Here is a 15,478-nt window from a genome sequence, read left to right on the forward strand (position 1 = left end):
TAGGCGGCTTTTTCTTGGCTTCTTCTTTCTTCGGAAGTTCCAATTTCAAGATTCCATCTTCATAAGAAGCAGTTGCTTTCTCACTATCTACCGATTCGGGTAGTGTAAAACTTCGCTGAAACGAAGAGTAACCAAATTCGCGTCTCGTAAAATTATCACTCTCGGTTTCCTCATTTTGTTCCATTTCAGAAGAAATAGAGAGCACTTGATTGTCTATTTCAATCTTAAAATCGTCCTTTTTCATTCCAGGAGCCGCTAAGGCTACTGTAAAGGCGTCATCTGTTTCAGAAATATTCACTTTAGGAAGACTAAAGCCAGCATTAAAATTTGTTTTAAATACGCTTGGCAAATCATTGTTGAACATTTCATCTATCCATGAAGACCATGTTGGAAATGTTCCTGTCATTCCCGGTTTTGCCAAACTACCATTTTTTTCACTTTTAATTAAATTACTCATAACTAAAAAATTTAAGTTCAACATATTTTACACAGTAAAAAGCAAAATATATTCCAAACCAAAAGTGAAGGCATTACAACCTAGTCTTTTTAAAGATTCGTTACATTTTTATGACAATATCTTCAGTTTTCTCAAACAAATCCTTATCAAGGTGAAAAAATGTCAGTGAAAATTTTTCAGATTCTACTAGAGTCCGCTTATATAACCTCCGTACACATCTTTAAATCGAACCCCATTACTCAAATTATATTTACTAAGTTTTTTATACTCGACCAAGGCCCAAAGCACAAATTCTTTAAAAAATGGTTTATCTGCTTCGGAAACATTTGGCAGATGTTCATTAATGAGTGTTTCCAAAGGGTTAATCCTATTCAATTGCGCTCTGTATTCTTCGTCGGAAAGACTGTCTAATAATTCAAATCCGCTCTCTTCAAAGAACCACGCAATTACATCGGCATACGGATCCGGATCGGTTTCCTTCTGAAGCTTTTCGATCTTCGGAAAATACAAATTGAACTGATGCTTTACAGCATCGGCAATAAGTTGATAGGCGACTTGTGCTGCTCCCTCCTGCTCTCCTTCGTATACAAGCTCAACTTTTCCTGTTATCGCAGGAATAATACCCATAAAATCGCTTAAGCGAACTGTGGTATCGGTCTTCCCATGCTCCAATGCTCTGCGTTCGGCCGTGCTCAAAAGATTTTCAAATGCCGTAATACTAAGTCGCGCACTAACACCACTTTTAGCGTCAATAAATTCGCTCTCACGTGCTTCAAAACTAATTTGCTCAAGTATATCCTTGGCCACTTCGGGCACATACACCGATTCTTTTTCGGCTACGGCTTGGGCCGTTTCTTGTTCGGTAATGCTGCGTGCGATCTCGACATCTTCCGGGTAATGGGTTAATATTTGAGACCCAATTCTATCCTTCAGGGGTGTTACAATGCTTCCCCTGTTGGTATAGTCTTCTGGATTGGCAGTAAATACAAACTGAATATCCAATGGTAACCGTAGCTTAAATCCACGTATCTGCACATCGCCTTCTTGTAGAATATTAAACAACGCAACCTGAATACGTGCTTGCAGATCGGGTAGTTCGTTGATCACAAAGATACAGCGATTCGCCCTCGGAATCATTCCGAAGTGAATTACGCGATCATCGGCATAGGTCAACCTTAAATTCGCCGCTTTAATAGGGTCTACATCACCTATAAGGTCTGCCACGGTTACATCGGGCGTTGCAAGTTTCTCTGCAAACCTAGCGTCTCTATGCAACCATGAGATTGGCGTGGCGTCACCTTTCTCTCGTAGTGTTTCCTTGGCAAATCTTGAAATTGGCTTAAACGGATCGTCGTTAATCTCGCTTCCTTCTATAAGAGGGATATATTCGTCTAACAACGAAACCATTTGTCGCGCCAAACGGGTTTTCGCTTGACCGCGCAACCCTAATAGGTTTATATTGTGCTTTGAAAGAATAGCACGCTCCAACTCGGGAATTACCGTATACTCATAGCCATGTATTCCTTTAAAAGTTTGTTCTTTTTTCATGAGCTTTTGAAGGAGATTTTGTCGTAATTCGTCCTTAACCGAACGATAGGAATATCCTGCCTTTTTCAAAGCGCCAAAAGTTTTTATTTTTTCAATTTCCATAGTTATCTAAGTCTTTTTCTTCTATTTGTTTCGTAATCGGTAAAGATCATTTCACCCAACCCTTTTAGGCCGGTATAGAACGCCTTCCCTTGATTTGCTGCTGTAAAATTGTCTACAAACTGCTGTAAATAAGGATCGCTCGCGATCATAAATGTAGTAATGGGAATATGCAATTTTCGGGCTTGCGCTGCCATGGCGTAACATTTATTCACAATGTACGGGTCCAATCCATTACTGTTCTTATAATATTGACCATCCGGTAACTGAATACAACTTGGTTTCCCATCGGTGATCATAAATATTTGTTTGTTGGTGTTCCGCTTTCGTCGCAGCATATCCATTGCTAATTGCATCCCGGCTACGGTGTTGGTGTGATACGGACCTACCTGTAAGTAAGGAAGATCTTTTATTTTAATGGGCCATGCATCGTTTCCGAAGACTAAAATATCGAGCGTATCTTTTGGATAGCGCGTTGTGATTAATTCTGAAAGCGCCATTGCCACCTTTTTCGCGGGCGTAATACGATCTTCACCGTACAATATCATACTATGACTTATGTCGATCATGAGCACCGTACTCATTTGAGCTTTATAAGTAGTTTCTTCTACGACCAAGTCATTTTCTGAAAGTGTAAAGGATCCTATTCCGTGATTGATCTGGGCATTCTTCAAACTTTCGGTCATTGAGATCTGTTCTAAGCGATCACCAAACTGATACCCTCTATACTCACCGGCATGTTCGTCGCCTCTGCCAACATATTTTGTTTTGTGGTTTCCGCTTCCACTGCGCTTTAATTTTCCAAAGATCTGCTCCAACGCACGTTTACGTAAGGATCGTTCTAGTTTTTCAGTGAGGGTAGTTCCTCCCTTTCCATCACCCTTGCCGGTTCCGTCGGGGCGAATTTCTTCACGTATATAACCCTTTTTCTTAAGGTCTTCAATAAAGTCTTCTATGGTGTATGCTTCGGAAGTAAGCCCGTATTCTTCATCAAGCTGTTTCAGCCAATCAATGGCCTCGTCGAAGTCACCCGAAGTATGCGTTATAAGTTCTTGGAATATCTCAAAAAGACGATCGAATGGGGATTGCGGAGTCGGCGTATGTTTCGTAAAAACAAAGCCTTGTCGCTTCTCTTTCTTATTCATATTCTAAAAATAACGCTTTTAAAAATATTCACGAAGGGATTAACAGCTATTTAAGAGTCTTGTTTTACCTACAATTTAGTAACTTTAGGCGATCAAAAAATCAAGGATAATCACTTTTTAAATTTCAGAATGAAAAAATCGCTCTTATTGATGCTACTCTGCATCGTTTCATCAATCAATGCACAAAAAATTTCAATGGACCTTCTAAAAAAAATGGAGCCACGTAATATTGGTCCGGGGGGCATGTCTGGTCGTGTAACCTCTATTGACGTGGTCACCAACGATACCGACATCATGTATGTTGGAACCGCTTCGGGCGGTCTTTGGAAATCCACAAGCGGAGGAATAAAATGGGAACCCATATTCGATAATGAGGCCACTGCTTCAATTGGCGCGGTAGCCATTCAGCAATCTAACCCATCGGTAATCTGGGTGGGGACAGGAGAAGGAAACCCGCGTAATAGTTTAAATGGTGGTTACGGCGTGTATCGATCGCTCAATGGCGGTAAGACTTGGCAATTAATGGGCTTGGAGAAAACACGTCACATTCATAGAATCATAATAGATCCAACCGACCCGAACACTGTTTACGTAGGCGCAATTGGAAGTCCGTGGGGCGAACATCCCGAACGTGGTGTCTTTAAAACGACCGATGGTGGAAAAACATGGAAAAAGATATTATTTAACAATAATCGTACGGGTGTAGCCGACATGGTCATGGACCCAGAAAACCCAAATAAACTAATGGTGGCTATGTGGGAGCACAAACGCGATCCATGGTTCTTTAAATCCGGTGGCGAAGGATCGGGACTCTATGTAACTTACGACGGTGGCGACACTTGGGAAGAGCGTACGCACGAAGATGGTTTACCTAAAGGTGAATTAGGGAGAATGGGAATCGCGATTGCGCCAAACAATCCGAACATCGTTTATGCATGGGTAGAATCTAAAAAAAATGCATTATACAAATCGGAAGATGGCGGGTTTAACTGGAAAATGATCAACGATAAAAATGATATTGGAAATCGACCCTTTTATTATGCCGAAATTTATGTAGACCCCGAAAATGAGAATCGGGTGTATTCTGTATTCACCTATGTCAATGTTTCCGAAGACGGAGGAAAGAACTTTGAACAACTAATGGGTGCCTATGGCGTAGATAACGGCGTACATCCGGACCACCATGCATGGTGGATCCATCCTGAAGATGGTAGTTTTATGATCGACGGGAACGATGGAGGAATGAATATTACCCACGACCGTGGAAAAACTTGGCGTTTTATCGGGAACTTACCGGTAGCACAATTTTACCATATTAATGTCGATAATGAATTCCCGTACAATGTATATGGCGGAATGCAAGATAACGGCAGCTGGCGTGGTCCTGCCTATGTTTGGAAAGACCAAGGTATTCGAAATAGCTATTGGCAGGAAATTTCGTTTGGGGACGGATTCGATGTGGTCCCGGATCGCGATGACAGTCGTTACGGCTGGAGCATGAGTCAGCAGGGTTTTGTAAGTCGGTACGACTGGATGACAGGTAATAATTATACGGTTCGTCCAACACATCCCGACCCGGATGTGATGTTGCGATTTAATTGGAACTCGGCTATAAATATCGATCCTTTTAATAATAACACTATTTACTTCGGAAGTCAATTCGTACATAAAAGTACCGACAAAGGACTTACTTGGGAGATTATTTCGCCAGATCTAACTACTAACGATCCCGAAAAACAAAAACAAAGTGAAAGTGGTGGTCTTACCATGGATGCGACCGGCGCAGAAAATCATACGACCATTCTTGTAATCGAGCCTTCACCGGTGGAGCAACAAATGCTCTGGGTGGGGACCGACGATGGTCGTGTACATTACACCCAAAATGGCGGAGAGTCATGGACCGACGTGTCTAAGAACCTAGAAGGACTGCCCGAAGGAAGTTGGATCGTTCAGATCAAAGCTTCGAACAAAAACAAGGGAGAAGCTTTATTAGTCGCTAACGACTACCGACGTTTTAACTATACTCCCTACGCCTACCGTACTACCAATTACGGAAAGACATGGGAGCGAATCGTAGATGCAAACGATGTGACCAGTTATACACTAAGTATCGTTGAAGACCCCATAGAAAAGAACCTATTGTTCTTAGGGACAGACGACGGACTGTATGTGTCTATAGATGCAGGCAATACTTGGACCAAGTGGACACAAGGATTTCCAACTGTTTCGGTAAAGGATCTGGTCATCCAACCAAGGGAACACGACCTGGTAATTGGTACATTTGGTCGCGCCGCTTGGGTACTAGATGATATTAGACCGCTACGTAAGATCGCGAGCGATCCTACTGTATTGACTTCAGATATAAAAGTTTTCGATCCGCCTACTGCATACTTGGCGGCCTATCAACAGCCTACCGGCACACGATTTGGTGGTGACGCATTATACAATGCGGAAAATAGACCCTATGGAGCTCATATCGCCTATTACTTTCAGAAGCAAGAAACAGAAAATACAGAAGATGAAAAAGACGATGAAGATGATATGGAAGAGGACGCCAATGAGGATGCTTCCGAAGAAAAAAACAAAATGAGCAAAGATTCATTGTATATGAAGATCTATGACGGTAACCGACTCATTAGAACCTTAAAAACCAAAACACCCGACAGTACCGGAATTTACAAATGGACTTGGTACATGGACGAAGCAGGCGTGGATCGACCTTCTAGAAGGATTAGGGAGCGGCGAAATGAACCGGGAGGCACACAAGTGAAACCTGGAACGTATCGATTAGATCTGCACTATATGGATACCACAACAAGTACCACTATTAAAGTAGAGAGTGACCCTAGGCTAGACATTCCTCAAAAAGCGATCGACGATGCGTATACGGCGTCTAAGAAGATAGAACTTATGACCCAAACGGTGGCAGATGCCGTGGAGCAACTGGTTGAAAGTAAGAACACGGCGCAAGAATTTAGTAAGCGACTTAAGGAAAAGGACAAAGATGCGTTTAAAGATGAGATCAAGGCGAGCAAAGAGATCGTTAAGAAAATAGACACCTTGATCGCTCTGTATCTGGGACGAGAAGATGATCGCCAAGGGATCACTAGAAACCCGGAAGTTACCGTGGTACAGCGTATTGGAACCGCATCTTACTATAGCGGAAGTCGCCCTAATGGATTAACAAGTACTGAAAAGGTGCTCATGAAACAAGCTCGCGATGAGATGAGTGCGGCCATAAAGGAGACCAATGCATTTTTTGTAACCGAATGGCCGGAATACAAGTCAAAGATGGAAACCTTAGAAGTCTCTCCATTTAAAGAAACAGAAACATTTAAAATAGATTAAGCAGAAAATAACTATGAAATACAATTTGTTAGCCACCCTAGTAATAATTGCGCTAGGAATTAACACCATCCATGCACAGGATCCTTCAGAAGACGAATTTGGAGCATGGTATATAATAGCAACCAATAATACAATAAGTGATAAGATAAGCATACAGGCACAGACACAGTTCCGATTTTATGAACTTGCTTCAGAATTGCAACAGTTTAAGATTCGACTGGGCGGAACCTACCGTTTTTCGGAAAAGGTCTCGGCAGCTTTGGGGTATGGATATTTTAGAAATGACCCCAGTTACATGTTAGAAATGCCTGAAAATTTTGACGAGCATCGACTTGTAACCGATGTTAATTTCTTCGGAAGCATAGGTGCCGTTAAATTAAGACATCGATATCGAATGGAGAATCGTTTTTTTAGTAATGATATCGATCCCAGCACCTGGCTACGGTACATGCTAAAACTAAGCTATCCTATCAACGCAAAATGGACGATCGATCTGTATGACGAAGTATTCTTAAATGTAGAACAGCCCGTATTTGCACAGAATTGGATCGGTGCCGGACTTACGTACGCGATCGCAGATGCGATAAAGACGAGAATTGGCTATCAAAAAATACAATTTGAAGGTGCCGATTTTGATCGATTACTTGTTGGAATAACGGTTAGTACCGATTTCAGAAAGAATGAAACTAACAAAAACTAGTACTATATGAAAAAATATATGCTTTTCGTTGCAGCCTGCGTATTAATGGTAGGTTGTAAAGAAACAAAACAGGAGGAAACTTCGGCTCAAGTCGAAGTTGAACAGTACACCATAGAGCAATTTATGGATAACGAAAATGCCGTGGCCAACGGCTTCTCATCCGATAAATCGAAAGTATTGGTGACAAGCAATCGTTCCGGCATCTACAACATGTACACCGTACCTGCCACAGGAGGTGAATTTACGCCAATCACAAAAAGTGACAGTGCATCAGTCTTCGGGATCTCTTATTTCCCGAATGACGACCGTATTCTTTTTAGAATGGATGGAAATGGCGATGAGATCTATAAGATCTATATGAAAGACAGCACCGGAATTAGGGCACTTACTCCCGAAACGGAGGTGCGTGCATTATTTAGAGGGTGGTCCCATGATGGACAGAGCTTTTTCTACGGAAGTAACGAAAGAGACCCAAGATTTATGGATCACTACGAAATGAACATCGAGGACTTTACATCTAAAAGAATCTTAGAACTTGAAAGCGGTACCGATTTTGGCGGTATGAGTCATGATAAAAAATACATCACTTTAACCAAGGCCATCAATACGAACGATGCCGATCTCTTTTTATTGAATACCGAAACCGGAGAACGTACCAAGATCAATACTACACAAAGTAGCAATCAGCATATGGATTTTTCACCCGATGGAAAAGCGGTTTATTTTGCGACAGACGATGGTTCGGAATTTAGTTATGTTGCTAAATACGACATAGAGACCGGTGAGACCGAGCGTGTCACCGACAACAAATGGGACGTATTTAGTTACTATTTCACACATGATGGTACGTACAGTGTATTATTTACCAATGAAGATGCAAAAACCGTAATGACCGTTACCGAGGTAGCTACAGGCGAGGAAGTAGCGTTTCCTGAAATCGAAAATCAGCCAATTAGCAGCGCACGTTTTTCTCGAGACGAAAGCATGGCAATTTTAAATGTGGGGGGCTCTGCAAAACCTACGAATAGCTATTCGTATAATTTGGAAACAAAAGAATACCACCAGCTCACTGATGTATTGAATGAAGATATCGATCCAAACCATTTAGTAGAAGCAGAAGTTGTGCGCTACGAGTCGTTCGATGGCTTGGAAATTCCGGCAATTTACTATCAACCTAAACAAGCTTCGGCCGAGAACAAAGTACCCGCTTTGGTTTGGGTGCACGGTGGTCCGGGCGGTCAGTCGCGACAAGGATTTAGTTCGACCATCCAGTATTTGGTGAATCATGGGTATGCTGTATTAGCTGTGAATAATCGAGGTAGTAGTGGTTATGGAAAGACATTTTACCAAATGGACGACCAAAATCACGGTGATAAAGACCTTAAGGATTGTATAGCCGGAAAAGACTGGTTGGCCAAACAAGACGTGATCGATCCTGAGAAAATTGGAATTATTGGAGGTTCATATGGTGGTTATATGACAATGGCTGCATTGACGTATGCTCCTGAAGAGTTTGAAGTAGGGGTTAATATTTTTGGGGTAACCAATTGGCTCCGCACCCTTAAAAGTATTCCGCCATGGTGGGATTCATTTAAAGACGCATTGTACTTAGAGATGGGTGATCCAAATACCGCAGATTCGGTTCGTTTGCGTCAAATTTCACCACTATTTCATGCAGAAAATGTCACCAAGCCACTTATGGTATTGCAAGGAGCTCAAGATCCACGAGTTCTGCAAGTTGAAAGTGACGAGATCGTTTCCGAAGTAAAAAAGAACGGTGTTCCGGTAGAATATGTGTTATTTGAAGATGAAGGACACGGTTTTGTTAAGAAGGAAAATCAGATTGAGGCCTACGGAAGTATTTTAAAATTTTTAGACAAATATCTTAAAGGAGAAGGATTGGAACCAATGGATTCCGGCAACTCGGAAACCACCGAGCTCAATGCCGATTCGTAACACCAATTAAATTGAAGCTATTAAATTAGCAATAAGTACTGCATAGGTCGCCGTAAGCTATTTATAGTCACGGCGACCTATGCATATAATCTCAAACCAATGTACTATGAATCTGCAAAAAGTAAATTTTCCCAATAACGATCAACAAACATTAGCCGGTCGACTCGAGCTACCGGCGGACCGAACACCACACAATTTTGCAATTTTTGCGCATTGTTTTACGTGTACCAAGAATTTGTTAGCAGTTAAGAATATTAGCCGGGCACTTACTGCACAAGGATTTGGAGTATTGCGTTTCGATTTTACCGGTTTGGGAGAAAGCGAAGGTGATTTCGAGAATACCAACTTCTCAGGTAATGTGGAGGATTTATTGGCCGCTGCTGCATTTCTCGAAAAAGAATACCAATCTCCTACCCTATTAATTGGACATTCATTAGGTGGAGCTGCTGTAATTAAAGCGGCCACCCAATTACCAAAACTAAAGGCGGTTGCCACCATAAATTCACCAAGCGACCCAAAGCATGTAAAGCATCATTTAGAGCAGGATATTGAAAAAATTAAGTCGACAGGAAAAGCCACGGTCAACTTAAGCGGTCGTCCTTTTACAATAAAAAAACATTTCTTAGACGATCTGGAAAAACAATCGTTGGCAGAGACTCTTAAAGAGTTTCACAAAGCACTCCTCATCCTGCATTCACCTCAAGATACGATCGTAGGAATTAAGAATGCAGAAGAACTTTATCTCGCAGCACATCATCCTAAAAGTTTTGTTTCGTTAGACGGCGCCGATCACTTATTGGCTAACAAGGCGGATTCTAATTATGTAGGGCAAGTGATTGCAGGTTGGGCTTCTAGGTATGTGTCAATGCCCGAAGAAAAGCGCTTTTCTTCTAAACATGATGTAGTTGCTAGTTTAGATGCGACACAAGGATTTACCACCGATATGAAACTAGGAGATCACTATATGGTGGCAGATGAGCCCGAGAGCTTCGGTGGCCGGAATTTTGGCCCAACTCCCTATGAGCTTGTTTCTGCTGGACTATCGGCCTGTACTGCCATGACGATCCAGATGTATGCAAAACGAAAAGAATGGAATGTCTCGAATGTGGAAGTGCATACAAGCTACGATAAGAAACATGCGGTAGACTGCGAACTTTGTGAAGATGCTTCAGCAAAAATAGACACATTTACAAGAGAAATTAAACTCGAAGGCAACCTAGATGAGAAACAAATGAAACGATTGTTACAAATTGCCGATAAATGTCCGGTACATAAAACCTTACACAGTACCACTCAGATTATCACTACACAAATTACGTAATGGCTCAATTGCTTACTTCGGAAACTTTTACGAGTACAGTTACCGGAACGCATCGCCTTGTTATTCCCGTAGCGATTGCCAAGAAATTCTTGGGGGCCGATCACCGCAGAGTACAGATAAAAGCCTCTTATGCCACCAATGAGATTTACTTTTATGGAGCTATTCACTACTATGACAAGACCTATATGCTTAGCTTCGGAAAAAGATATCAAAAGGAACTTGGTGTAGAACCGGGAGACTATTTTGATATTCAATTAATAGAAGACACTACAAAATACGGGGTTGAAATGCCGGAAGAGTTGTCAACCGTTCTTGAAACAGATATGGAAGCTGCCTATTGCTTCGAACAACTTTCCGATGGTAAAAAGCGTTCTTTGATCTATCATATTCTGCGTATTAAAAATGTTCAACGGCGAGTTGATAAGGCCTTACTTATTTCAGAAAATTTAAAGTTTGGAATCAAGGACGTATCGCTACTTACCAAAAATAACAGCTAGGACAGGCTATACCACCAAGCTCCAAATGCTAAGATTTATTTAAAATTTTGGGGGTCGTCGTGAATCTGGCTACCTTTATTAGAACATTTTAAATAACATAAACCAAGTAATCATGAAAAAATTAGGAATTTTAGCAACTGCTATAGCCATGCTATCAATAGTTAGCTGTAAGGATGACAAGAAAGCCGAAGACGCTGCTACAGATGGAGATACGATGGAGACAATGGAAGGGGATATGAATGAAAAAGATTCAGATATGGCCGAAGCAAAATCGGTTGCATTTTCGTTAGCTTCTAAAAGTGGTAGTTCGGCTACGGGAAAAGTTGAATTTATAGAAGAAGGAGGCATTGTTCGAATGAATGCTAAAGTTATGGGCTTACAACCGGGCATGCACGCAATACATATACATGAAAGTGCCGATTGCTCTGCAGCTGATGGAACCTCGGCCGGTGGTCACTGGAACCCTACATTTGAGGATCATGGAAAATGGGGTGATTCCGAAGGATATCATAAAGGAGACATCGGAAATTTTGAGGCAGATGCCGACGGTGTTGGAACTATTTCTATGCAAACTGATGAATGGTGCATAGGATGTGACGATGAGAATAAAAATATTCTAGGAAAATCGATTATCGTTCACCAAGGAGCAGATGATTTTACTTCACAACCATCTGGAGCCGCTGGAGCTCGTGTGAGTTGCGGAGGAATTATTCAATAAGACTAAAACCGCTATAAAAAAACCCGTTATGCTGTCATAACGGGTTTTTTATTTGCTACTAATTATGTTTCTTCTTAGGGATACCAATACAATATCTGATATTTACTTTATGTTTCAAAACAGCAGCAAAGTAATGATTAATGATTAATAATACAAAAACGATACCACGATCTAGGAAATAAAAAAAGCCTGCTTAAAAAAGCAGGCTTTAGTTTTACTAATAACACTAAGTTATTTTTTAATTACTCGTTTTACAATGCTAGTATTAGAAGCATTGATCTTCACGAAGTACAATCCGGTTGCAAAGGCTTCCATTTCAATTTCTGAAGTGGTTCCTGCATTCTTAAGATCTACTGTTTTGATAACACGTCCGTTTACATCTGTAATTACAACAGATTCTAAATCGAAGGCACTGTTATTAACTAAAGTAAGTCTTCCGGCTGTTGGATTTGGATACAACACTACATTATTGTAGAACTCTGTATCACCAACTCCTAAGATCTCATCTACAGTTAATGTAAATGTACAAACACTCACATTTCCGGCTTCGTCGGTTGCTGTGATCTCTATTGGATACACGCCTTCACCAACTTCGGTTCCAGGAGCAATGTCCTGAGTAAGTGTTGGGTTTAGGGTACAGTTATCAGTAGCCGTAGCATCATTGGTGTAATCTGGAATTGTAAATACATCTCCTTCATCAATTACTTCAATAATATCTGCCGGACACGTTACAGTTGGATCGATGTCTTCGATTTCTGCTGTAGCAGCCGTACGCTCACCCGGACATCCGTCAGGACCAAGGTCGATATCATCGTTAGCTACACCGTAGTCTGAAGACTCACATCCTGCGGCCCAGTCGGCAGCGGCGTTTGTATCGTCATGTCTTCGGAAAGAATTGTCACATGCTGTACTAAAATCAGCACCATCACCTGTCCAATCTAAATCGGCTGCAGTAATGTTAAATCCATTAATGGTTACATTAAATCCTGAAATTTCTGTTGCATTGAAGCCCCAGAAAACGGAGTCAACCACATTCCCTGCATCATCAATAATAATGATCCATCCAGTACCTGTATTATTCCAGAAGATGTTGTTCCCCCAGTCGTTAGGTCCGCTAGTATCGTTCCAGAAGATAGCTGAATCGGCTCCCATAACACCTAGAGGTTGCGTAATCGTGTTAATTGAGTTTACGTCGGTATAAGGCTCATCACTAACTGCAACTGTATATCCGGTATAATCGGTTTCAATACCCACATTTTGGATTTCGAACGTATCTGGTGTCTGCGTAGTAATTTCTGAAATAACTAACTGAGACAATGGTCCAGGTGCACTTTCTTGAGCGTACACAGTTGTAGTAGCGGTAGGATTAAAGGTATAAGAGGTTCCTTCAAAAAGGAAACTTCCACCTGTTTCAGCATCGAACCATCTTATTACGTTGGCTGGATCATTCAAAGTAGCAGTTAAAGTAACTGAATCTCCGGGACAAACATCGAACTCACTAGTAGTTGTTGGTCCAGGAGGTATTGAAAGCACTTCAATATCATCTGAATCTGAAGATGCAGTAGAACAAGCTCCTGAAGGCACATCATAGGTAATTGTGTGAACACCTACACCTGCTGCCATTGGATCGAACGTATAAGTGTTTCCATTTCCATCATCGGTAACACCAGGTCCGCTGTAGACACCTCCAAATGGCGTTCCACCACCAAGACCGGTCAATACACCTTCGTTTAAACAAACATCGTTAGGTGCAGTGAACATAGCCAATCCGGAAGGAGTATCGAATGCTTCCGTTCCATCACTTCTACTATTAGAAGAACCTTGATCTGCACTAACTCCAAGACCTCTTTTTGCAAAAGCATCCCAGATTAAACATTCATTGGCACCACCATATAAGGCAACATCGGCAGCGAAGATCGCATCACGACCATCTACAAATCCAGGACTACATGGTTGTAATTTCATCGCTTCAGTTACTAAAGCCAATGCCATTACATTTCCTTTATCTTGATTTACATCACCGGTAAAGTTGAATATATCTGCATCAAATCCATACTCATCTATTAACTCCCAAGTCATTTCCCACAACATAGTTGCCCATACTGATCCAACTCCATGCGGTACAGCGGCGGTTTTAATATCGTCATAGGTTTGTGGATTTACACCTAAATCAGTACTATAAGGAAAAGGTCGAATACCAGGCCCATTAGCACCTTGTCCAAATAAGTAAGTACCTACTCCTCTTGAGTCTGTACCCATATCACCTGGCTCAATGGTAAGGATAACACCGTAGAAATCGCTCCATCCTTCACCCATTTGCTCTGTGTTTTGAAGACAGCTTGTATTGTTAGGACCACCGGTTAAACGGTTAGAAATTCCGTGTGCATATTCGTGAAATACTACTAAGTTGTCAAAATCACCATCTTTACCATTACAGATAAACATGTTCATTGATGGACTACTTCCATCTGGCGGTGTTCCAAAAGTAGCATTACAGTTTTGACCAATTTGTGCATTTGCATTTACTCGGTCTCCTCCAGCACCACCGTTTCCGTAGTTATTTTGTTGGAAGTTTCCTGAAGCTTCATCTAAACCATATAGGTATACAACATCATGAATGGTATTATTCAAATAAAATAAGTTGGTAATGGAAGCTTCTTCGTATTGATTCGTATTCGTATACACCTGATCAAATGGATATCCAGTGAAATCAAGGTTTGCTCCACCGTCTGGCTGAAAACCTGAATTTGCATCGAAAGCTGTTACGTTGTTTCCTTGTGTTAAGGTTGTTTCGGCTCCTGGAACTCCATCGGTATCGTGCCATCCAAATGGAGAAGCTGTAAGGTTGTGAGGAGAAACTTCGATTGTACGTGGTCCGTAATAAGGACTCTCTAAAGGAATCGCGAACACTTCGTAACATTCGTTACATCCAGCAGCATTTGCAGTAGCTTTATCGTAGTTTGGCATATCATAAAGATTCGCATTGTAATCTAATACATTTTCATGCATACTGTGATCGTGCTCGAAAGAACAGCTTACCATCCAGTTTGCGGTATCTATAATGTTGCCAGTACTTGCGTCTACGCGTAAGCTCCACCAATTTTGTCGGGAAGTTTCCTCGATAGAAATATCCCAAGTAAGCACTAGCTCACCGTTCTCATTTAATTGATACATTAATTTTGCCGGGATATTGCTTAGAGAAATACCTCCGTCACTAATTAAGGTTTCTTGACTTGCTCCTTTATTGCGTTCTAATACCGAAAAAGTACCTCTTACAGTATAGTTTAACTGAGATGCAGCTGCTTGAACTGCTTGTACTGCAGTTAAGGCAGGATTTGCATTCCCGGCACTTCTGTTTTGAGTATTCTTAATAAATCGGTTTTCGGCAGAAATGGTTGTGCCATCGGGAAGGATATGAATACCGGACTCGGTACCATTAATCTGGATTCCATTTACCACTTGACGATAGTAAACGTGTCTAATTCCACTAGTGCGACTTACATAGTCATTAGTGATCTCCCAAGAAATATCTTGGGGTTGTAAAACACTTTGTTCCAGTAACTGTTCAAATTCATAGTTCAGGTTTTTGCTAACATCCTGAGCAAAAGTGTGCGACGTTGCTAAACAAATAAGCAGCAACAAAAGTCGCTTGGTAACTTTTTTCATTGATTTTTAGATATTTGGATTAA

General features: G+C 41.3%; 10 protein-coding genes. 6 read left to right on the forward strand and 4 right to left on the reverse strand.

Features of this window, described 5'->3' with window-relative positions; all coding sequences use genetic code 11:
- The 3 genes from DWA30_RS03225 to DWA30_RS03235 form a co-directional block, all read right to left on the reverse strand.
- On the reverse strand, nt 1-457 hold a 457-nt coding region (locus DWA30_RS03225), incomplete at its 3' end, for an Hsp20/alpha crystallin family protein (RefSeq protein WP_136073146.1).
- A 186-nt stretch (nt 458-643) separates the two neighbouring features.
- Nucleotides 644-2,107 carry a MoxR family ATPase gene (locus DWA30_RS03230; RefSeq protein WP_114491094.1) on the reverse strand — a complete coding sequence of 488 codons (1,464 nt, stop codon included), beginning with the start codon at nt 2,105-2,107 and terminating at the stop codon, nt 644-646.
- 2 nt (nt 2,108-2,109) lie between these two features.
- Entirely contained in the window at nt 2,110-3,249 is a 1,140-nt protein-coding gene (locus DWA30_RS03235) for a vWA domain-containing protein (RefSeq protein WP_114491095.1), read from the reverse strand.
- Nucleotides 3,250-3,378: 129 nt separating this feature from the next.
- On the opposite strand from DWA30_RS03235, the gene DWA30_RS03240 reads away from it, so the two are divergent.
- The 6 genes from DWA30_RS03240 (at nt 3,379) to DWA30_RS03265 (ending at nt 11,789) form a co-directional block, all read left to right on the forward strand.
- On the forward strand, nt 3,379-6,597 hold the full coding sequence (locus tag DWA30_RS03240) for a WD40/YVTN/BNR-like repeat-containing protein (RefSeq protein ID WP_114491096.1): 3,219 nt from the start codon (nt 3,379-3,381) through the stop codon (nt 6,595-6,597).
- Between the two features lie 13 nt (nt 6,598-6,610).
- Nucleotides 6,611-7,297: a DUF2490 domain-containing protein gene (locus DWA30_RS03245; protein ID WP_114491097.1), complete on the forward strand. Its 687-nt coding sequence runs from the start codon at nt 6,611-6,613 to the stop codon at nt 7,295-7,297.
- A 6-nt stretch (nt 7,298-7,303) separates the two neighbouring features.
- Nucleotides 7,304-9,253, forward strand: a complete 1,950-nt coding sequence (locus tag DWA30_RS03250; RefSeq protein WP_114491098.1) for a S9 family peptidase — start codon at nt 7,304-7,306, stop codon at nt 9,251-9,253.
- A 106-nt stretch (nt 9,254-9,359) separates the two neighbouring features.
- On the forward strand, nt 9,360-10,574 hold the full coding sequence (locus tag DWA30_RS03255) for a bifunctional alpha/beta hydrolase/OsmC family protein (protein WP_114491104.1): 1,215 nt from the start codon (nt 9,360-9,362) through the stop codon (nt 10,572-10,574).
- Complete coding sequence (locus DWA30_RS03260) at nt 10,574-11,071, forward strand: YdeI/OmpD-associated family protein (RefSeq protein ID WP_114491100.1); 498 nt, start codon at nt 10,574-10,576, stop codon at nt 11,069-11,071. The genes DWA30_RS03255 and DWA30_RS03260 overlap by 1 nt, the downstream gene beginning before the upstream one ends.
- Nucleotides 11,072-11,183: 112 nt before the next feature.
- A complete protein-coding gene (locus tag DWA30_RS03265) occupies nt 11,184-11,789 on the forward strand; it encodes a superoxide dismutase family protein (RefSeq protein WP_114491101.1) in 606 nt (201 codons plus the stop codon).
- Between the two features lie 231 nt (nt 11,790-12,020).
- On the opposite strand, the gene DWA30_RS03270 is transcribed toward DWA30_RS03265, so the two are convergent.
- Complete coding sequence (locus DWA30_RS03270; protein WP_114491103.1) at nt 12,021-15,455, reverse strand: M36 family metallopeptidase; 3,435 nt, start codon at nt 15,453-15,455, stop codon at nt 12,021-12,023.
- Between the last annotated feature and the right edge of the window lie 23 nt (nt 15,456-15,478).

Origin of the sequence: Candidatus Ulvibacter alkanivorans, assembly GCF_003333325.1 — a bacterium.
GTDB lineage: Bacteria > Bacteroidota > Bacteroidia > Flavobacteriales > Flavobacteriaceae > Ulvibacter_A > Ulvibacter_A alkanivorans.

Coding starts and splice junctions, on each gene's coding strand:
- DWA30_RS03260 (WP_114491100.1), top strand. CDS start 10,574: ATGGCTCAATTGCTTACTTCGGAAACTTTTACGAGTACAGTTACCGGA.
- DWA30_RS03230 (WP_114491094.1), bottom strand. CDS start 2,107: ATGGAAATTGAAAAAATAAAAACTTTTGGCGCTTTGAAAAAGGCAGGA.
- DWA30_RS03235 (WP_114491095.1), bottom strand. CDS start 3,249: ATGAATAAGAAAGAGAAGCGACAAGGCTTTGTTTTTACGAAACATACG.
- DWA30_RS03270 (WP_114491103.1), bottom strand. CDS start 15,455: ATGAAAAAAGTTACCAAGCGACTTTTGTTGCTGCTTATTTGTTTAGCA.
- DWA30_RS03255 (WP_114491104.1), top strand. CDS start 9,360: ATGAATCTGCAAAAAGTAAATTTTCCCAATAACGATCAACAAACATTA.
- DWA30_RS03245 (WP_114491097.1), top strand. CDS start 6,611: ATGAAATACAATTTGTTAGCCACCCTAGTAATAATTGCGCTAGGAATT.
- DWA30_RS03250 (WP_114491098.1), top strand. CDS start 7,304: ATGAAAAAATATATGCTTTTCGTTGCAGCCTGCGTATTAATGGTAGGT.
- DWA30_RS03240 (WP_114491096.1), top strand. CDS start 3,379: ATGAAAAAATCGCTCTTATTGATGCTACTCTGCATCGTTTCATCAATC.
- DWA30_RS03265 (WP_114491101.1), top strand. CDS start 11,184: ATGAAAAAATTAGGAATTTTAGCAACTGCTATAGCCATGCTATCAATA.